Raw genomic sequence first — 18,773 nt, 5'->3', positions numbered from 1 at the left:
AATACCCTCAGTTCGATTCTCTGAGGGTGTTCATGCGACTGCCCAACAGCAATGTTTCAACCTCTTCTAACGCAACGGAAGGAAATAACGTGCCCTGGGTTGCCCAAATGCCTGCCGTTTTTAACACCGGCAAATAGCGTGTGTTTTCCTGGCCCCCCACCACGATCTTGTCACAATAACGCCGGATATGTTTGACAAGCAGCGGAAACGTCATTTTTTCAATTTGTGAGACAAAAAAGCTGCGATCAAGTTTTACGCCGCTAAAACACCCGCAAACTAATGGCGCAGCAGTTGCATTCCCTACGCCCAGGTCGCCCAGCCATAATGGATTAGGTTGCTTATGAAGCGCGTGTATTAAAGGATCGATTAAGGCGTTATCTTGACATGAAAAATGTTCAGCGACCTGCAGCTCCACAAATAGCATGGCGTGTAGTAATGCGCGAATATCTTTATCCTGAAGGACAAGCTGCGCCATACCCCGATCAATATTTACGATACAGAATAGGCCGTGGCGTAGAAACCAGCCATGTTTGGCCGCGATTGTCCGCAACAGATCAAGCAGAAAACGGCGCTTCTGCGAATTGTCCCATGACGAGATAACAAACTCAGGGTGTAGCGGACGAGCGGGCGACGATGCAAAATGGGTAGTGATTTCGACACCCAGTAAATCCCCCTCCATTGCCCTTATCGGCTCTGCCATAAAAAAATAGCGCATGTGACCACTCCACTTGATCTTAACTCCCTGATAATGCGCTTTTAACGCAAATCAATCAATAAAAACGATCAATATATAAAAAATGATCGAAAAAAACAATATATGTTAACTTCATGATAACTTGCTAATTTTATGTTTTGAGAATGTTCTTCTATTGCTATAAGGAAATTTACATACTACGCCGAACAACGCTAATACGACGGCATGAGACCATCCGTAAAGCCAGGTTTTTCTTGTCAGGCAGAGGGGAAAAATCAAGGCGAGTTAATGTTGTTACACCATTGCGAGGCATTTCACCCACTATGGCAGCGCGGCATCGCCAACCCTAGTGGCGAGTTGCATCTCCGCTACAGGCTGTCCAGATCCCCCGAACGACCTTTAAGCGAATAGCAACTCTCAATAATTGATCGGTAAATCTGTAGCGAATGTGCCCCCGGCGATTCGCAGAAAAGAACGGAACTAAATGCTATTTTTTTAATTCATCCTTTAATACCTTAGCCACAAGAGTCCCTTCCTCCGGCGCGGCTAGTTTAAAACGTCTTCCTGGCGCAGGTGTCTGTTCTTCCTCTCCGATTAACGCATCAAGATCCGTAATAAGTGACTTATAATATTCAACATCTTCAGTATTTCCTTCGGTCTCGGCCCGCTTTAATTTTATCATGTGATGGGCCTTAATTTGCTCTTCCAGTTGCCTTGTTGCAAGAGAAACGCTTCGCTGTTGCCGTGATTCTTGTGATAACACGATTTGATCGCCATCCACAAAGAAAAGAACCCCCTCTTTAACCAGAATATTACCTAAGATATTTATATCATGCATATAAACCCCCCGGGATTTAAGAAGCGCCTCCGCCATTCGATAGTTATCTTCATCTTCAACATCGAACTCCTGACCTTGAATATATTTTGAAACTAAAACCGTAACGTCTTTACCATTAATATTCATGATGGCCGAACGAGAAAAATTCTTGTCGCCATTGGCCATATTCAAATACTTACTGACACGCTCAGGATGACAATTACGATGTTCCTGAGAGTTAACATCCACTTTTATTCCCCGCTCATTAATTGGAATCTTAACAACAAAGTCATCATGTAACCGATAGACTGTCCCATAACTTCCGCTACCTATTTTATTTTTTTCAATATCACGCATGCGAATATTTTTCTGAAACTCCGGCGAGTTAATAAACGCCTCTATTGCCGCTGGTTGTGATGCATCCGTCTGATCAATAGCGCCGCTCTCATCACCAGACGCCGTGGCGGGCGTGGTCAGGAAGTCTATCAAACGTTGCTCAAAAGCCTCATAGATTCCATTACTACCTGCCTCGCTCGGCGGTAGATTATCATTACCCAAAGCGGCAAGCGTAATTTCCCCGTTATTATAATTAAACATCGTTTCTTTTAAAAAATCGACGCAACGTTCAGCACACTCCGTCTCGGTCACTAATACTCCATCGTAAAACATCTGTAGTAGTAACATATTTTCTTGATGTGCTAATACCTCTACAGTGTATTTATCTATTGTTTCAGGTCTGGAGGCATCAATAAGTTTAATATATCCAAGAAGGGGGCGCCATCGTGTACAGTCTTCATCTCGCTTCGAAAATGGTCCTGGAGAGAAAGGCCCTTTAATATCGGGATGCTCTTTTTTTTGGCACAGTAGATTATAGATTTCTCTATAATCAGAAATTAAACTTCGCCTGGTAAATATATTCCTGAAAAAATCTATAAATTTCTCACACGTTGAAAAAACATGTTCTCTTTTATTATCGATGATATCTCTTAAATACCTTTCTGATATCTGGCAACTATGATTTCCGATATGAAATGTAAACGGCATATGTCTCATCCTCTGAAAATTTATTATAATACACATGCAGACATATAAAAACCTGGTTTGTAACTACTGTAATCACCTGATTTCCAAAATTTTTCATATTCAGTATTACTCTGCATCAATAAATAGAGAAAACCTTCAGCGCTTAAAAAAGAAATTATTTTTGTTAAGCATTTGCTGGTTAAAATTACATGTCCATAACATCGCTAATAGGTGAGGTAAACCATTTGGATGAATATTCAGGCTTCCTACAGAACCTTTATTTGTCTGGTGGAAAGCGCATCGCTATCGTACTTGCTATCCGTCCCGGTGTCTCTGGTTGGATGAGGCGAACCTTACACCAGCTGGTATACTGCACCCTAGGGCCTGTCCCATTAGACTCTTTGATTTGCCAGTTTGGCCCTGGGAGTGCTCAAAATCCTCAGGGGCTTCGTTACCGTGTGGTTTTAGAACGTCACCTGCCGGAGATAGCGGCGGAAAAATAGCGTGACACACGGGGCCAGGAGTGGGATATAATTTCAGACTAATTTCGAATAATGTTGAAAAGTTGCTGTTAACCATTGTTCGTAAAAGCAAAAAATAAGCAATGACTATAAGGATTAAAGCTATGGGTTTTCTTTCCGGTAAGCGCATTCTGGTCACTGGCGTGGCCAGTAAACTGTCCATCGCCTACGGTATCGCACAGGCGATGCACCGCGAAGGAGCTGAACTGGCGTTCACCTACCAGAACGACAAACTGAAAGGCCGCGTAGAAGAATTTGCTGCCCAGCTGGGTTCCAGCATCGTTTTACCGTGTGATGTCGCTGAAGATGCCAGCATTGACGCTATGTTTGCGGAGCTGGGTAACGTTTGGCCGAAATTTGACGGTTTTGTACACTCGATCGGTTTCGCGCCTGGCGATCAGCTGGACGGCGATTATGTTAATGCGGTTACCCGCGAAGGCTTTAAAATCGCTCACGATATTAGCTCTTACAGCTTTGTTGCCATGGCGAAAGCCTGCCGCACCATGCTGAATCCGGGTTCTGCGCTGTTGACCTTGTCTTATCTGGGAGCGGAGCGCGCCATCCCGAACTACAATGTCATGGGTCTGGCGAAAGCCTCTCTGGAAGCCAACGTGCGTTATATGGCAAATGCAATGGGGCCGGAAGGCGTTCGCGTCAACGCCATCTCTGCGGGTCCAATCCGCACGCTGGCGGCGTCCGGTATTAAAGACTTCCGTAAAATGCTGGCGCATTGTGAAGCCGTTACGCCAATTCGTCGCACCGTGACCATTGAAGATGTGGGTAACTCAGCGGCGTTTCTGTGTTCCGATCTCTCGGCAGGCATTTCTGGCGAAGTCGTCCATGTTGACGGCGGGTTCAGCATTGCGGCAATGAATGAACTGGAACTGAAGTAAGCGCATTAAGTTTATTAGCGGGCGGCACGGCTGTGCTGCCCCATTCCCCTCACTCACCGCTCATCTCGTTATATAGCGTTCTGATATTTGTTATCACCTAACAATCTTTCATCCCTTTCCCGCATACGCCAGGATAATCCAGCATAAACGATCCGACGCCGAATCATTATCGATCGCCATTTCATCCTCGGGAAACCCTATGGAACAATGCCGAAAAGCGGGTAAAAGCCACTGGTATCATGAAACACAATCCACTATGTCGTCACAACCCCCGCTTTCGCTGATGCCGGAAGCCGCGTATGTTAACGATCGTTTTTTACTGGATTTAACGGTATCAGAAACCGCGTTGACGCCTTTTGAGTCATGGTTAAAGCCCGCTCACCAGTTGGCGGATGTCTTATTTCCCCGCACGGTTCTCAACGACCGGCTTCATACGTTTAGCACCTATGAACGTATGAGCACCGCGCTGACCGCCGCTCAGGTATTTGGGGTTCAGCGTTTGTGCCGCTATTATGCCGCGCGTCTGGCGCCGCTACCTGGCCCTGATGCCTCAAGAGAGAGCAATCAACGGCTGGCGCAAATTACGCAATACGCTCGTCAGCTTGCCGGCTCCCCCTCCGTTATCAATACGCGAGCCCGCGAACAGCTTGCAGAGGTGGGATTAACCGCCCGGGATACCGTACTCATCAATCAGATCATTGGGTTTATCGGTTTTCAGGCGCGGGTAGCGGCGATATTTCAGGCGTTTTGCCGTCTGCCCGTGCGCGAACTGCCCGGCCAGGAGATGCAGCGCTTTGCCAGGGCCGCGCGGTTTCAAAACCCCCAGACGATATGGCGGCCCGCCGCCAGTCTGGTAGAATATCCTCCAGCCCATACCAAAGTTCGGCGGCAATATTCGTCTTCACAATGCCAAATGATGGCGCCGGTACTCATGCGCGATCCGTCTTCATTCGCGTTACTCGAACGCATACTGACCAGCACATTACACACTGCATCGCCCCCTTCTTTACTTCCACTTATCACGCTCCTCACATCACGTATCAACGGCAGCGCCGCCTGCTTTAACGAACAGGCAACCCAACCTGGCGCGTGGCGTCGCGCTGTCATCACGTTACGCCAGGAAGACGACGACATCGCTCGTTGGGAACTTGAGCCTGCGCTGACACAGGCGATACAATGGCTCACCAGAGCGCCCGATCGCTTTAGCGCCGCGCATTTTTTCCCGCTACTCACCAGGGGAGTTTCATCGGAGCAGGCCATTAATATGTTAGGCTGGTGCGGCGTGTGCGGATGGTTAAATCGTTTAAAAATCGCGTTGGGCGAAACCTATTAACTCATCCATTACTGAAAGAGCGCTTGCTGCGCCAGGCAGAATCGCGTAAAACTGTCAGCCGCTCTTTTGGCTACGAAAATAGACGAATATGTTTCAGGACAACCCGCTGCTAGCGCAGCTTAAACAGCAACTGCATTCCCAGACGCCGCGCGCTGAAGGGGTCGTAAAAGCCACGGAAAAAGGCTTTGGCTTCCTTGAGGTTGACGCGCAAAAAAGCTATTTCATTCCTCCGCCGCAGATGAAAAAAGTGATGCATGGCGATCGTATCGTCGCGGTCATCCACACGGAAAAAGAACGTGAGTCTGCCGAGCCGGAAGAACTGATCGAACCGTTCCTGACGCGTTTTGTGGGAAAAGTTCAGGGTAAAAATGACCGCCTGTCCATCGTGCCGGATCATCCGTTGCTGAAAGACGCGATTCCCTGCCGCGCCGCGCGCGGCGTTCAGCATGAGTTCAAAGAAGGTGACTGGGCGGTTGCCGAAATGCGCCGCCATCCGCTTAAAGGCGACCGTTCGTTTTACGCCGATTTAACGCAGTACATCACCTTTGCCGACGATCACTTTGTTCCCTGGTGGGTTACGCTTGCCCGCCATAACCTGGAAAAAGAAGCGCCGAACGGCGTAGCGACGGAGATGCTGGACGAAGGGCTGGAGCGTCAGGATCTGACCGCGCTGAATTTCGTCACTATCGATAGCGCCAGCACTGAAGATATGGATGACGCGCTATATGCTGAGGAATTAGCGGACGGCAGACTCCAGCTTACGGTGGCTATCGCCGATCCTACCGCCTGGATTGCCGAAGGCAGTAAGCTGGATAACGCCGCGAAAATTCGCGCCTTCACCAACTACCTGCCGGGCTTCAATATTCCTATGCTGCCACGTGAGCTGTCTGACGATCTGTGCTCACTGCGCGCCAACGAAGTGCGTCCGGCGCTCGCCTGTCGCATGATAATCTCCGCGGACGGCACCATTGACGATGATATCGCCTTTTTTGCGGCCACCATCGAATCGAAGGCCAAGCTGGCGTACGACAATGTCTCCGACTGGCTGGAAAATAACGGCACCTGGCAGCCGGATAACGAAGGCATTGCCCAGCAGATTCGTCTGTTGCACCGTATTTGCCTAAGCCGCAGTGAGTGGCGTCATCATCATGCGTTAGTCTTTAAAGACCGCCCGGATTACCGCTTTGTGCTTGGCGAAAAAGGCGAAGTACTGGATATTGTGGCGGAACCGCGCCGTATCGCTAACCGTATCGTAGAAGAGTCGATGATCGCCGCTAACCTTTGCGCCGCGCGCGTACTGCGCGATAAGCTCGGTTTCGGTATTTACAACGTACATACGGGCTTCGATCCCGCGAATGCCGACGCGCTGGCCGCGCTGCTGAAAACGCATGGTCTGCATGTCGATGCCGAAGAGGTGCTGACGCTGGAAGGCTTCTGTAAACTGCGTCGCGAACTGGATGCGCAGCCCTCCGGTTTCCTTGACAGCCGCATTCGTCGCTTCCAGTCTTTTGCGGAAATCAGCACCGAGCCGGGGCCGCATTTCGGTCTTGGTCTTGAGGCTTACGCCACCTGGACCTCTCCTATCCGTAAGTATGGCGATATGATTAACCATCGCCTGCTGAAAGCGGTCATCAAGGGGGAGGCTATTGCGCGTCCGCAGGAAGATATCACCCAGCAAATGGCGGAACGCCGTCGCCTGAACCGCATGGCGGAGCGCGATGTCGGCGACTGGTTATATGCACGCTTCCTTAACGATAAGGCGGGGACAAATACCCGTTTCGCGGCAGAAATTATTGACGTCAGCCGCGGTGGTATGCGTGTGCGACTGGTCGATAACGGCGCTATCGCCTTTATCCCTGCCCCGTTCCTGCACGCCGTTCGCGATGAACTGGTATGCAGCCAGGAAAACGGTACGGTACAGATTAAAGGTGAGACGGTTTATAAAGTGACGGATGTCATTGATGTCACTATTGCGGAAGTTCGCATGGAAACCCGCAGCATTATTGCCCGACCGGCAGCGTAACCATGCTTAGCTCGCTCAACGGCCTTTGCTGAGAAGGCAAAGGCCGTTTCTTTTCTTCTTCTCCCTTCCGTCATGCTCTAAGTTTAATCTTATTCAAGCGCCCCATTTCTTGTTATTTTTAGCTGGCGACTATGCTTTTTCCAGAATCTGGATTACATATGAATACATAGATAAAACAATACGTTCAGCCATAATTACCCTTATGTATAACATGGCTAACCTTTCTTTTCGGGCACCTGGCGCTTAAATGGGATGGTACGCATGATGAAACAGATTCAGGAACAAACGGCGCTAAATCCCCTTCACTCTCACTGGCGTCTGGCTGATGACCGCAACGTGCTGTATCTCTCCCCGACAGGTGAAACGGATACAGAAAAAACGGTCGAGCTATCGCCGGAGCAAGCCGGGCGTATCCGGGAAATAACGGCGATTACGTCCAGTCTGCTGATAACGTTGTTGATAGAAAAACAGGTTACCGCTGTGCACCTGGTAGGCCGTAAGATTAATAACCGTGAATGGGCTGGCAGCCTGGCAACCTGGCCTGATACGCCTGCCGTCGCGCCAACGCAGGCGCAGGAGCTCTCTTTTGCCGAGCAAATCGTATCAGAAGCCAACTCAGTCATTGCGATACTGGATAGTCGGGGAAAAATCTGTCGATTTAATCGGTTATGCGAAGAGTACACGGGCTTAAAAGAGCGAGATGTAATTGGTCAAAGCGTCTTTAAATTATTTATGAGTCGCCGGGAGGCGGTTGCCTCCCGGCACTACATTGAGAATTTTTTTCGCAATGGCAATGCCTATGAAATCGAACGCTGGATAAAGACCCGTAAAGGCCAACGCCTGTTCTTATTTCGTAATAAATTTGTCCATAACGGTAGCGGAAAAAACGAAATTTTCCTGATCTGCGCAGGCACGGATATCACCGAAGAAAGGCGGGCTCAGGAGCGTTTACGCATACTGGCGAATACAGACACCGTCACCGGCCTGCCCAATCGCAATGCTATCCATGAATTTATTAATCATGCTATTGCCTCGGCTGGCGAGTCGCAAGTGGGTATCGTTTATCTCGATCTGGATAACTTCAAGAAAATTAATGACGCCTATGGGCATATGTTTGGCGATCAGCTCTTACAGGCCGTTTCGCTGGCGCTGTTGAGTTGTCTGGAGGAAGATCAATTGCTGGCCAGACTGGGGGGAGATGAATTCATTGTCCTCGCTGCCCATACGTCTCAGGCCGCGCTGGAAGCAGTAGCCTCACGAATCCTTACCCGTCTGCGGCAACCGTTTCGTATTGGACTCATTGAAGTTTACACGGGATGCGCCATTGGCATTTCGTTGGCCCCCCGGCACGGACAGGACAGCGACAGTCTCATTCGCACTGCCGACACCGCAATGTATAACGCCAAAGAAGGCGGCCGCGGTCAGTTCTGCGTTTTTTCGCCGGAAATGAATCAGCGCGTATTTGACTATCACTGGCTGGATACAAACCTGCGAAAAGCGCTGGAAAACGACCAGTTACTTATTCACTATCAGCCCAAAATTACCTGGCGCGGCGAAGTACGTAGCCTGGAAGCGCTGGTACGCTGGCAATCGCCGGAACGCGGATTAATTCCGCCGCTGGAGTTCATCTCATACGCCGAAGAGTCAGGACTCATCGTCCCGCTGGGCCGCTGGGTGATTCTGGATGTGGTTCGCCAGATTGCGAGATGGCGCGATAAGGGGATTAACTTGCGCGTAGCCGTTAACTTTTCGGCGCGACAACTGGCCGACCAGACGCTTTTTACTGCGCTTAAACAGGCTTTGTACGATCTGAATTTTGAGTATTGCCCGATCGATGTCGAGCTAACGGAAAGCTGCCTGATCGAAAACGACACGCTGGCGCTATCGGTTATCCAGCAATTTAGTCAGCTCGGCGCCCAGATTCATCTGGATGATTTTGGCACCGGGTATTCTTCGCTTTCTCAACTCGCCCGGTTCCCTATTGATGCCGTTAAACTGGATCAGGCTTTCGTCAGAGATATCCATAAGCAACCGCTGTCGCAATCTCTGGTTCGGGCGATTGTCGCGGTGGCTCAGGCGCTAAATTTACAAGTGATTGCCGAAGGCGTAGAAAATGCTAAAGAAGATGCCTTCCTGACAAAAAACGGCGTCAATGAACGACAGGGCTTTTTATTCGCCAAACCTATGCCCGCCGTTTCTTTTGAACGCTGGTACAAACGTTATCAGACGAAAAAAATGCGTTAATGGCGGCGATAATAGGGAGAACAGCCTGTGCAGACAGGCATAGCCCTATTTTTCCCTTCTCTTTTCAGATTAATTTCTGCATCATGAATTGAAACCTTTTCTGACATTAAGGATGACAAACATGTCTGATATCGAAGCACAACGAATTGCCGCACGCATTGATACCGTGCTGGATATCCTTGTTGCTGGCGATTACCACTCGGCCATCAATAACCTTGAAATATTGAGAGCAGAGCTGTTAGATCAGGTTAAAGACGGTATCTCGCCATCCCAGGCTCCCGGGTCGCCCTGGGAAATCTGATAGCGATTATTTGTCCGGGATGGCCGTTAGCCCTTCCCGGCTCTCTGACTGTCTGTTGACTCCTCTTAACGAATAAAATTAATACTATGAACTCCCGACAACAATCAATTTTGCAAATGGTGGTTGATAAAGGCCAGATGAGCGTTGCTGAACTGGCGAAAATTACCGGCGTATCTGAAGTCACGATTCGTCAGGATCTGAATACCCTGGAAAAGCAGAGCTATTTACGCCGTGCGCACGGTTTCGCCGTTTCGCTTGAGAGCGATGACGTAGAGACTCGCATGATGACGAACTACACGCTAAAACGCCGACTGGCGGAGTTCGCCGCCTCGCTGGTCAGTCCAGGGGAATCCGTTTTTATTGAAAATGGCAGCAGCAATGCGCTATTGGCCCGGACGCTGGCGGAACAAAAAGATGTCACGATCATCACCGTGAGCAGTTATATCGCGCACCTGCTCAAAGAGACCCCTTGCGAAGTCATTCTCCTCGGTGGAATCTATCAGAAAAAAAGTGAAAGCATGGTAGGGCCGTTGACGCGACAGTTTATCCATCAAGTGCATTTCAGCAAAGCATTTATCGGTATTGATGGCTGGCAGGCTGATACCGGTTTTACCGGACGCGACATGATGCGATCGGATGTGGTTAACGCTGTTCTGGAAAAAGGCTCAGAAGCGATTGTCCTCACCGACAGCTCCAAATTTGGCTGTGTGCATCCCTATCCCCTGGGCCCGCTCTCTCGCTTCCATCGTGTCATTACGGATTCCAAAATTTCCGCCAGCGATCAAATGCAGTTAGAACATGCGGGGCTGCTAGTCAATGTTATTGGCTCATCCGTTTAAAATATTTCCCGATGGTTTGCCCTATGGCAAATCATCCTCTCTCTAAGACTTTTCTGACATCCCAATTAAGACTATTTACCTGTTGTAACGAGCGTAACGTCGTAAAATTAATATTAGCGAAATAACAGGAAGTGACTATCACCTGCGTGATATACCCCTGCGCAATCAGGTTTTACGGAAAATCTCTTAACAGGTTTTATTTTAACTATAGTTATAGTGAGCTTAATTCCGTGAATCGTTAATTCAGGAGAGAGTATTATGTTTATGACGAGCAAAAAAATGGCCGCTGCTGTGCTGGCAATCACCGTAGCAATGTCTCTGAGCGCCTGCTCAAACTGGTCCAAGCGCGATCGCAACACGGCTATTGGCGCAGGTGCGGGGGCGTTAGGCGGCGCAGTGTTAACGGACGGCAGTACATTAGGCACCCTGGGCGGCGCGGCGGTCGGCGGCGTGATTGGTCACCAGGTTGGAAAATAATCCAGACGTTTAAATATTGAACGGCTCAAAATAATACGTTTATTCTTTTCAGGTCTGGATTACAAAAATAGACAAAGTTGACTTTTACGCCACGGTAATTTACAACCGTGGCGTTTTCATTAGCCGCCAGCTAATTTTACTTTCATTCCTTTAGCTTCCAGCAATGATTTTATCAAGTCGCGTTTATCACCCTGAATTTCAATAATCCCTTCTTTTACTGCCCCGCCACAGCCGCATTTTTTCTTCAGTTCAGCCGCCAGTTTGGTTAATTCCGCATCATTCATCTCGATACCGGTAATCAAACATACGCCTTTACCCTTACGGCCACTGGTTTGACGCTGAATGCGAACGATACCATCCCCTTTGGGACGAACCGGCGCCGTTTTAGGTTCTTCAATGCGCCCCGTCTGTGTTGAATAAACCAGACGACTATTGGAATCGCTCATTATGCCTCCCGTTTCAGTGACGCGTTAATATCCTTCAGCGTTTGCGCCGGATCTACCGATTGCGTAACCGGGCGGCCAATCACCATATAGTCGACGCCAGCGGATAATGCCTGTTCGGGCGTCATAATGCGTCGCTGGTCGCCTGCCTCGCTGCCTGCGGGCCGAATGCCCGGCGTCACCAGCTTAAATGCAGCGCCAAAGGCCTGTTTAAATCTGACAGCTTCCTGAGCGGAACAGACCACGCCATCCAGCCCGCATTGCTGCGTCAGGCGCGCCAGCCGCTCCGCATGTTCCGCCGGTGACAACGTCACGCCCAGATCGTGTAGATCGCTGGTTTCCATACTGGTCAACACGGTCACGGCAATGAGCAACGGCGCATCTTTACCGAATGGCGCCAGCGCGTCGCGCGCTGCGGCCATCATTCTCGCCCCACCAGACGCGTGAACGTTTACCATCCAGACGCCCAGGTCTGCCGCTGCGGCGACTGCCCGGGCCGTGGTGTTGGGAATATCATGAAATTTTAGATCAAGAAAGACATCAAACCCACGTTGCTGGAGATCCCGAACGAGTTGTGGACCAAACAGCGTGAACATCTCTTTGCCCACTTTTAAGCGACAATCGCGAGGATCGATTTTGTCGACAAACGCCAGGGCTTTATCGCGTTCATGGTAATCCAACGCCACAACGACAGGCGATTCAGTAATAGCGCAGGAAGAAGATGAAGCAGTAAACGTCATGACCAGACCTTCTTGATGATGGGCACCGGAAGTGGCGCAAATTGGATAAACGGCGTGCATTCTACCTGCGGCGCAGGGAAATTAACAGGTTCGATTGACAACCTGATAAGCCCTGGCCGCCGATGCCAGCGTCGTTTCTAGCTTTACGTCATCAAGTATGTTGTAACTAAATTGAAGCTTTTTTTATATACTACTGCCCATCAAGTCCGCGAATAGGTTTAATGGTCGACCATGCCCGGCAGGACGGACAGTGCCAGTACAAGGTATAGGCGGTAAAACCGCATTTCTGACAACGATACCGCGGTTTACTGCGCACCTGCTCGCCAACCATATCACGCAGTACCATCAGGCTTTCTTTCGCTCGCCCTTCTTCCGCCTCGTTGAGATGGTAATCCATCAGCTTATGGAACACCCGCATGGTAGGATGTCGCTGTAGCTGACGCGTGATATAGACTTGAGCTGCGTCACTACCTTCACGCGCTTCCAGAATATCGGCAAGCATTAACTCAGCGCCAGCACCGGTATTCTCCTCAACGGCGCGACGTAAAAACTCCGCCCACTCGGCATTTTTACCGAGCTGTTGATAACAGGTTTGCAGCACCTCCAGCGTTTCGCTGACCAGCTCTTTATCCTGAACGATCACACGTTGCAGGCTTTCGACCGCTTTGGCGTAATCCCCTCTCGCCATATAAACGCGCCCCATCATGATAGACACCCGGGCGCTATTTTTATCTGCGGCGGCACCTTTTTTCAGCAACGCCATCGCGCGATCCATGTCGTCGTTGCCCATCTGCTGTAACGCTAACTCACAGTAAAAATGGGCGATTTCGATACGTTGTTTATCTTTGCCCAGCTTCACCAGCCGTTCTGCTACTTCGATCGCCTTTTGCCAGTCGCTGGTTAGCTGATAGATTTGCAAGAGCTGCTGTAACGCGCCTACGCGAAATTCCGTTTCGTCGGTAAGTTGGTTAAACATATCTTCCGCGCGGTCATATAAACCGGCGGCCATATAGTCGCGCCCCAGTTGCTGAACAGCCAGTAAACGCTGTTCATAGGTCAATGAAGCGCTTTCCATGAGCGTTTGATGAATACGAATGGCGCGATCGACTTCGCCGCGAGAGCGAAACAGATTACCGAGAGTGAGATGAGCCTCAACGGTGCCCGTATCCTCTTTAAGCATATCGAGGAACAGATCCACCGCTTTATCTTGTTGGTTACTCAGCAGGAAGTTAACCCCTGCGACATAATCGCGCGACAGGCGGTTAGCTTCATCCTGTTTTGTTTGTTGCGCACTTCTGCGACCCATATACCACCCATAGGCAGCGGCTACAGGCAACAGCAGAAATAACAACTCCAACATAAATGATTATTCCTTTACAACCGACGAGTCGGCAGGGACCGCAACGTCGGTTGCTGGCGAGAGCTTGTTTTCCAGTCGTTTAATTTTACGTTCAGCACGGGCAAGGGAAACGCGGACCCGCAGCCAGAACAGGCCGCAAATCAGCCAGCCAATCGCAAAACCGACGGCGAACAACACAGCAAGCAACGTGGAGATACGATACTCCCCTTGCGCCAGCAGGTAGTTAAACGTCACCTGTTGATCATTCTGCGCGCCCAGCGTCACCGAAATAACAAAAATCGCCAATACCAGTAAGAAAATGAGTAAATATTTCACATTACTTCCCGTTATGTGGTTTGCGCGAATAAATCGTGTCCAACTTACCGCATCCAGCCTTCTAAATTACCATTTTCCCGCCTCGCGCGAAATGGAAATGCGCCCACCATCAGATGATTTAAGGGCAATAGTCAGAAAATCAACCGTTGTCAGCTTTCCTGCTCGCGTTCAGCAATTTCTTGCGCTTCTTCGCGAGGCGGCATAAGCGGCCCGCAAATTCGCTGCGCCAGCCAGGTCGCCAGGGTAACTAATAGCCAGGAGATGAGCGTGGCGACCACTAAATCTCGCGGCCAGTGCATTCCCAGAAGCAAACGGCTGCCCATTACGCCGGTCGCCCAGACTAACAAAAACGCGATGGTGAAAGTCCGTCTGCGCGGCCATAACAGACCCACGGCCAAAAGCGCCCAGCTCGCTGCAAACATGGTGTGTCCGGAGGGAAACGCAAAGCCCGTCTCTTTTTGCCAGTGCTGACGCAGGAAAACGGGGATGTTCTGTTGCCCGGCCAACTGCTCTTTCACTAAATGTCCGCGTTCTGTACGCTTTAAAGTGTAGAACTCATCGATGGGAATATGGTGCGTTTTTTCAAGCCAGACCACAAATGGCCGCGGCTCCTGTACGCGCTCCTTTACCCATGACTTCACACCCTGCCCGACGATAATCGCCCCGCCGAGGATCGCAAACAGCATAATGGCGGCGCGCAGGCGAAATCGCAGGCACCATAAGAACCATCCACAAAGAATCACATGCGTGATAACGCCCCAGGGTTTGGTCACGGTTTCCGTTATCCAGAATAGCGTTTTTAGCCACCAGACCTGATGTCCTGGCTGCCACTGCCAGCCTGATACCCATACGGCAAGCGGCATGATAAGCAACAGGGCGGCGCCTGCCGCGGTGCGCCTCGCAATTGAAAGCATGGATGCTCCTTTTATAAGTAAGTATCACAATCATAACTGAAAATTCTCGCCGGACTGGAAAATTGACAAATTTGTGCCATTCCTGAGCAATTACGTGGTAGTGATTAGGTGATGACCGCCGCCTTATGGCAAAATAGCGGGATACAATCCAACAGGCGACGACACCGCAGGCGTCAGCATAATCTGGAGAAATACATGCAGCTTAAACGTGTGGCAGAAGCCAAACTGCCAACCCCATTGGGTGACTTTCTGATGGTGGGATTTGAAGAACTGGCAACCGGACACGACCATGCCGCGCTGGTTTTTGGCGATATTTCAGGTAAAACGCCGGTCTTGGCTCGCGTTCATTCCGAATGTCTTACCGGGGACGCGCTTTTTAGTCTGCGCTGTGATTGTGGTTTTCAACTGGAAGCCGCGCTGACGCATATTGCGGAAGAAGGACGCGGTATTCTGATTTACCACCGTCAGGAAGGCCGCAATATCGGCCTGCTTAATAAAATTCGCGCTTATGCGTTACAGGATCAAGGCTATGACACGGTGGAGGCCAATCATCAGCTCGGCTTTGCCGCCGATGAGCGTGATTTCACCCTGTGCGCGGATATGTTCAAATTACTGGGCGTAGATGAAGTTCGCCTGCTGACCAATAATCCGAAGAAAGTCGAAATACTGACCGAGGCGGGAATTAATATCGTCGAACGCGTTCCGCTCATTGTGGGTCGTAATCCAAATAATGAGCATTATCTCGATACTAAAGCGGCCAAAATGGGCCACCTACTAAGCAAGTAAGCCACCGGTATTAAAGCGCGGGCCTGCCTGTTTACGGCAGGCCCGATAAACGGCTTTAGTTCAGCATATTTCTAATGACATAGTGCAATATGCCGTCATTCTGGTAGTAAGTCAGCTCGGTGGCGGTATCAATGCGACAGCGGCAAGGCACCGTTTCTTTGCTGCCGTCCGATCTCGTTAACGTCACCGGAATGGTCGCGCCAGGGCGCAGGTTTTGCAGATCCGCGATATCAATCACCTCTTCCCCGGTCAGTCCCAGCGTTTTACGCGTTACGCCCTGTGGAAACTCCAGCGGCAGGATCCCCATCCCAATCAGGTTTGAGCGGTGGATACGTTCGAACGACTCGGCGATCACCACGCGGATACCTAACAGCCGCGGACCTTTTGCCGCCCAGTCACGGCTCGATCCCGACCCATACTCTTTCCCGGCAATTACCGCCAGCGGCGTTTTTTCCTGCTGGTAGAGCATCGCAGCATCATAAATCGACATCGCTTCCGTACCCGGCAAATGCCGCGTCATCCCACCTTCGACGCCGGGCAGCATTTCGTTGCGAATACGAATATTGGCGAACGTACCGCGCATCATCACTTCATGGTTGCCGCGCCGTGATCCATAGGAGTTAAAATCCTTCCGCTCAACGCCGTGGTTTTGCAGATAGCGTCCGGCGGGACTGTCCGGCTTGATACTGCCGGCCGGAGAAATATGGTCGGTCGTTACCGAATCCCCCAGCATCGCCAGGATACGCGCGCCGTGGATATCTTTGACTGGCGCAGGCTGGGCCTGCATTTCATCAAAGAAAGGCGACAGGCGAATATAGGTTGAATCCGACTGCCAGCCGTAGGTATCGGACGATTCAACCTGAATCGATTTCCATTCTTCCGTGCCCTCAAACACTTCCGCATACTCTTTACGGAACATATCTGATGATACCAGTTCAACGGCGCGGGCAATTTCCTGCGCCGAAGGCCAGATATCCTTCAGGTATACCGGATCGCCTTTACGATCGTACCCCAGCGGGTCTGTCGCGAGGTTAATATTCATGTTTCCGGCCAACGCATACGCGACCACCAGCGGCGGCGACGCCAGCCAGTTCGTTTTCACCAGCGGATGGATACGCCCTTCAAAATTTCGGTTACCGGAAAGCACGGCCCCTACCGTCAGATCGCCTTTTTTAATCGCGGTCTCAATAGGCTCCGGCAACGGACCAGAGTTCCCGATACAGGTCGTACAGCCATAACCGACCAGGTTAAAACCGAGCTCATCCAGATAAGGCGTAAGTTTGGCCTGCGCCAGATAGTCAGATACCACTTTTGACCCCGGCGCCAGAGAAGCCTTGACCCACGGTTGACGCTTCAACCCCAGCGTTACTGCTTTTTTCGCCAGTAATCCCGCCGCCATCAGCACGCTGGGATTCGAGGTATTCGTGCAGGAGGTGATGGCGGCAATGACGACAGCGCCATCCGGAAGCTGATATGGCTGTCCGTTCATCGTATAGTCAACCGGCTGGCGATCTCTTTGCGCGGTATTCAGCTCCAGCTCGGCGCTGGCGGCAAAGGCTTTCGGCACATCGCCTAACGCCACGCGATCCTGCGGGCGTTTCGGCCCGGCCAGGCTGGCCTCGACATCGCCCATATCCAGTTCCAGCGTACTGGTAAATACCGGTTCGTCTCCGGGATTACGCCACATTCCCTGCGCCTTCGCGTAGGCTTCAACCAGCTCGACCAGATCGTCGCTACGTCCGCTTAATCGCATATATTCCAGGGTGATGGCGTCAATAGGGAAGAAACCACAGGTGGCGCCATATTCCGGCGACATATTAGCGATGGTCGCGCGATCCGCCAACGGCAGCGAATCCAGACCATCACCATAAAATTCAACAAATTTACCCACGACGCCATGCTTACGCAGCATTTGCGTGACGGTTAGCACCAGGTCAGTAGCGGTGATCCCCTCCCGAAGCTTACCGGTTAACTTAAAGCCGACAACATCCGGGATAAGCATCGACACGGGCTGACCAAGCATCGCCGCTTCCGCTTCGATACCGCCCACGCCCCACCCCAATACGCCCAGACCATTAATCATGGTCGTATGGGAGTCAGTCCCCACCAGCGAGTCCGGGTAAGCAATCCACTCCCCGTCCTGTAATTCGCTCCAGACGGCTTTACCCAGGTATTCCAGGTTAACCTGATGGCAAATGCCGGTGCCGGGCGGCACCACGCTGAAACGGCTGAATGCCTGCTTTCCCCATTTCAGGAACATATAACGCTCATGGTTACGTTCCATTTCCAGCCGCACGTTTTCTTCAAACGCATCGTCATCGCCAAAATGATCGACCGTCACAGAGTGGTCAATAACCAGATCAACCGGCGATAACGGGTTCACTTTCGACGTATCGCCGCCGAGGCGTTTAACGGCTTCACGCATCGCCGCCAGGTCGACAACGGCAGGCACGCCGGTAAAGTCCTGCATCAGGACACGGGCGGGCCGCCAGGCAATTTCACGATCGGCATGGGCATTTTTAAGCCAACCGGCCAGCGCCTGAATATCTTCATCAGTCACAGATTCGCCGTCCTGCCAGCGCAACAGGTTTTCCAGTAACACTTTAAGTGATTTGGGCAAACGGGCGATATCGCCCAGGGATTTGGCAGCCAGCGGCAGACTGTAGTAATGATACGTTTTATCTTTGGCCTGCAATGTATCCTTACTGGCTTCTCGTAGGGTTGACGACATAGCTCCTCCTTAAATGACAGGGTTGCGTTACCCTGATTCTCCACAGGGTTGTATTAAAGATAACACAAACAAAATGTAACGTTTTGATAACAACCCAAATTGCTAAAAGAGGAGAAACCTAACAGGCGAGGAACGAAGATGAAAAAGCCCGATAAATAACGCATTATCGGGCTTTGACGAGATTAGACGGCAATCCAGATTAACTCGGCCCAGAACAGTAGCGATAATATAAACGCGCCAGTCCATGACCAATACTTTATATTTGACGTTAACATAGGCGACACCAACTGTGTTTAATCAATACTGAGAAGCGCTCAGC

General features: G+C 50.7%; 17 protein-coding genes and 2 pseudogenes. 10 read left to right on the top strand and 9 right to left on the bottom strand.

The window, feature by feature from the left end:
- Positions 1-7: 7 nt before the first annotated feature.
- Positions 8-715 carry an EAL domain-containing protein gene (locus tag N7E69_RS19745; protein ID WP_001268403.1) on the bottom strand — a complete coding sequence of 236 codons (708 nt, stop codon included), beginning with the start codon at positions 713-715 and terminating at the stop codon, positions 8-10.
- Positions 716-1,181: 466 nt separating this feature from the next.
- Positions 1,182-2,555, bottom strand: coding sequence for an SPI-2 type III secretion system effector kinase SteC (gene steC, locus N7E69_RS19740; protein WP_001116908.1), 1,374 nt, complete (start codon positions 2,553-2,555; stop codon positions 1,182-1,184).
- 34 nt (positions 2,556-2,589) lie between these two features.
- Here steC and N7E69_RS19735 point away from each other — a divergent pair, with 34 nt between their 5' ends.
- From N7E69_RS19735 to osmB, 9 genes and pseudogenes are all read left to right on the top strand, one after another.
- Positions 2,590-2,769, top strand: coding sequence for a hypothetical protein (locus N7E69_RS19735; RefSeq protein ID WP_001535215.1), 180 nt, complete (start codon positions 2,590-2,592; stop codon positions 2,767-2,769).
- Positions 2,744-3,042 (top strand): annotated as a pseudogene (locus N7E69_RS19730) (hypothetical protein). Before N7E69_RS19735 ends, N7E69_RS19730 begins: the two are co-directional and overlap by 26 nt.
- A gap of 117 nt (positions 3,043-3,159) precedes the next feature.
- On the top strand, positions 3,160-3,948 hold the full coding sequence (gene fabI / locus N7E69_RS19725) for an enoyl-ACP reductase FabI (protein ID WP_000506501.1): 789 nt from the start codon (positions 3,160-3,162) through the stop codon (positions 3,946-3,948).
- Between the two features lie 199 nt (positions 3,949-4,147).
- Positions 4,148-5,125: pseudogene (locus N7E69_RS19720) on the top strand (CMD domain-containing protein); the annotation flags it as partial.
- 244 nt (positions 5,126-5,369) lie between these two features.
- Positions 5,370-7,304 (top strand): exoribonuclease II, encoded by a 1,935-nt coding sequence (locus N7E69_RS19715; protein ID WP_000485050.1) that lies wholly within the window; start codon positions 5,370-5,372, stop codon positions 7,302-7,304.
- Positions 7,305-7,565: 261 nt separating this feature from the next.
- Entirely contained in the window at positions 7,566-9,548 is a 1,983-nt protein-coding gene (gene pdeR / locus N7E69_RS19710) for a cyclic di-GMP phosphodiesterase (RefSeq protein WP_001675620.1), read from the top strand.
- Positions 9,549-9,669: 121 nt separating this feature from the next.
- Complete coding sequence (locus N7E69_RS19705; RefSeq protein ID WP_001279854.1) at positions 9,670-9,849, top strand: hypothetical protein; 180 nt, start codon at positions 9,670-9,672, stop codon at positions 9,847-9,849.
- Between the two features lie 86 nt (positions 9,850-9,935).
- A complete protein-coding gene (locus tag N7E69_RS19700; protein WP_001088593.1) occupies positions 9,936-10,688 on the top strand; it encodes a DNA-binding transcriptional regulator YciT in 753 nt (250 codons plus the stop codon).
- 258 nt (positions 10,689-10,946) lie between these two features.
- The gene (gene osmB, locus N7E69_RS19695) at positions 10,947-11,165 is read left to right on the top strand and encodes an osmotically-inducible lipoprotein OsmB (protein ID WP_000481166.1); all 219 of its coding nucleotides are present in this window, start codon (positions 10,947-10,949) and stop codon (positions 11,163-11,165) included.
- A 119-nt stretch (positions 11,166-11,284) separates the two neighbouring features.
- Here osmB and yciH read toward each other — a convergent pair whose 3' ends face one another.
- The 5 genes from yciH to pgpB form a co-directional block, all read right to left on the bottom strand.
- Positions 11,285-11,611: a stress response translation initiation inhibitor YciH gene (gene yciH, locus N7E69_RS19690; RefSeq protein ID WP_001285199.1), complete on the bottom strand. Its 327-nt coding sequence runs from the start codon at positions 11,609-11,611 to the stop codon at positions 11,285-11,287.
- Complete coding sequence (gene pyrF, locus N7E69_RS19685) at positions 11,611-12,348, bottom strand: orotidine-5'-phosphate decarboxylase (RefSeq protein ID WP_001675160.1); 738 nt, start codon at positions 12,346-12,348, stop codon at positions 11,611-11,613. Before pyrF ends, yciH begins: the two co-directional genes overlap by 1 nt.
- A gap of 190 nt (positions 12,349-12,538) precedes the next feature.
- Entirely contained in the window at positions 12,539-13,708 is a 1,170-nt protein-coding gene (lapB, locus tag N7E69_RS19680; RefSeq protein ID WP_108610897.1) for a lipopolysaccharide assembly protein LapB, read from the bottom strand.
- 6 nt (positions 13,709-13,714) lie between these two features.
- Positions 13,715-14,023 (bottom strand): LapA family protein, encoded by a 309-nt coding sequence (locus N7E69_RS19675; protein ID WP_000876301.1) that lies wholly within the window; start codon positions 14,021-14,023, stop codon positions 13,715-13,717.
- 149 nt (positions 14,024-14,172) lie between these two features.
- Complete coding sequence (gene pgpB / locus N7E69_RS19670) at positions 14,173-14,937, bottom strand: phosphatidylglycerophosphatase B (protein ID WP_261743147.1); 765 nt, start codon at positions 14,935-14,937, stop codon at positions 14,173-14,175.
- 195 nt (positions 14,938-15,132) lie between these two features.
- Between pgpB and ribA the strand changes: the two genes are divergently transcribed.
- Positions 15,133-15,723, top strand: a complete 591-nt coding sequence (gene ribA / locus N7E69_RS19665; RefSeq protein ID WP_001176284.1) for a GTP cyclohydrolase II — start codon at positions 15,133-15,135, stop codon at positions 15,721-15,723.
- Positions 15,724-15,778: 55 nt separating this feature from the next.
- Here the strand turns inward: ribA and acnA are convergent, their stop codons facing one another.
- Together acnA and ymiC are read right to left on the bottom strand one after the other, a co-directional pair.
- A complete protein-coding gene (gene acnA, locus N7E69_RS19660; RefSeq protein WP_000099470.1) occupies positions 15,779-18,454 on the bottom strand; it encodes an aconitate hydratase AcnA in 2,676 nt (891 codons plus the stop codon).
- Between the two features lie 182 nt (positions 18,455-18,636).
- The gene (gene ymiC, locus N7E69_RS19655) at positions 18,637-18,729 is read right to left on the bottom strand and encodes a small membrane protein YmiC (protein ID WP_223148964.1); all 93 of its coding nucleotides are present in this window, start codon (positions 18,727-18,729) and stop codon (positions 18,637-18,639) included.
- Positions 18,730-18,773 lie beyond the last annotated feature (44 nt).

The sequence above is a fragment of the Salmonella sp. 3C genome (assembly GCF_025426275.1).
In the GTDB taxonomy this organism is placed as follows: domain Bacteria; phylum Pseudomonadota; class Gammaproteobacteria; order Enterobacterales; family Enterobacteriaceae; genus Salmonella; species Salmonella enterica.
Note: the sequence above shows the minus strand (reverse complement) of the source record. Positions and strands in the feature narration are given on the sequence as shown.

Coding starts and splice junctions, on each gene's coding strand:
- fabI (WP_000506501.1), top strand. CDS start 3,160: ATGGGTTTTCTTTCCGGTAAGCGCATTCTGGTCACTGGCGTGGCCAGT.
- N7E69_RS19705 (WP_001279854.1), top strand. CDS start 9,670: ATGTCTGATATCGAAGCACAACGAATTGCCGCACGCATTGATACCGTG.
- N7E69_RS19715 (WP_000485050.1), top strand. CDS start 5,370: ATGTTTCAGGACAACCCGCTGCTAGCGCAGCTTAAACAGCAACTGCAT.
- N7E69_RS19700 (WP_001088593.1), top strand. CDS start 9,936: ATGAACTCCCGACAACAATCAATTTTGCAAATGGTGGTTGATAAAGGC.
- lapB (WP_108610897.1), bottom strand. CDS start 13,708: ATGTTGGAGTTGTTATTTCTGCTGTTGCCTGTAGCCGCTGCCTATGGG.
- yciH (WP_001285199.1), bottom strand. CDS start 11,611: ATGAGCGATTCCAATAGTCGTCTGGTTTATTCAACACAGACGGGGCGC.
- osmB (WP_000481166.1), top strand. CDS start 10,947: ATGTTTATGACGAGCAAAAAAATGGCCGCTGCTGTGCTGGCAATCACC.
- pdeR (WP_001675620.1), top strand. CDS start 7,566: ATGATGAAACAGATTCAGGAACAAACGGCGCTAAATCCCCTTCACTCT.
- pgpB (WP_261743147.1), bottom strand. CDS start 14,937: ATGCTTTCAATTGCGAGGCGCACCGCGGCAGGCGCCGCCCTGTTGCTT.
- ymiC (WP_223148964.1), bottom strand. CDS start 18,729: ATGTTAACGTCAAATATAAAGTATTGGTCATGGACTGGCGCGTTTATA.
- acnA (WP_000099470.1), bottom strand. CDS start 18,454: ATGTCGTCAACCCTACGAGAAGCCAGTAAGGATACATTGCAGGCCAAA.
- N7E69_RS19735 (WP_001535215.1), top strand. CDS start 2,590: ATGCAGACATATAAAAACCTGGTTTGTAACTACTGTAATCACCTGATT.
- pyrF (WP_001675160.1), bottom strand. CDS start 12,348: ATGACGTTTACTGCTTCATCTTCTTCCTGCGCTATTACTGAATCGCCT.
- N7E69_RS19745 (WP_001268403.1), bottom strand. CDS start 715: ATGCGCTATTTTTTTATGGCAGAGCCGATAAGGGCAATGGAGGGGGAT.
- ribA (WP_001176284.1), top strand. CDS start 15,133: ATGCAGCTTAAACGTGTGGCAGAAGCCAAACTGCCAACCCCATTGGGT.
- steC (WP_001116908.1), bottom strand. CDS start 2,555: ATGCCGTTTACATTTCATATCGGAAATCATAGTTGCCAGATATCAGAA.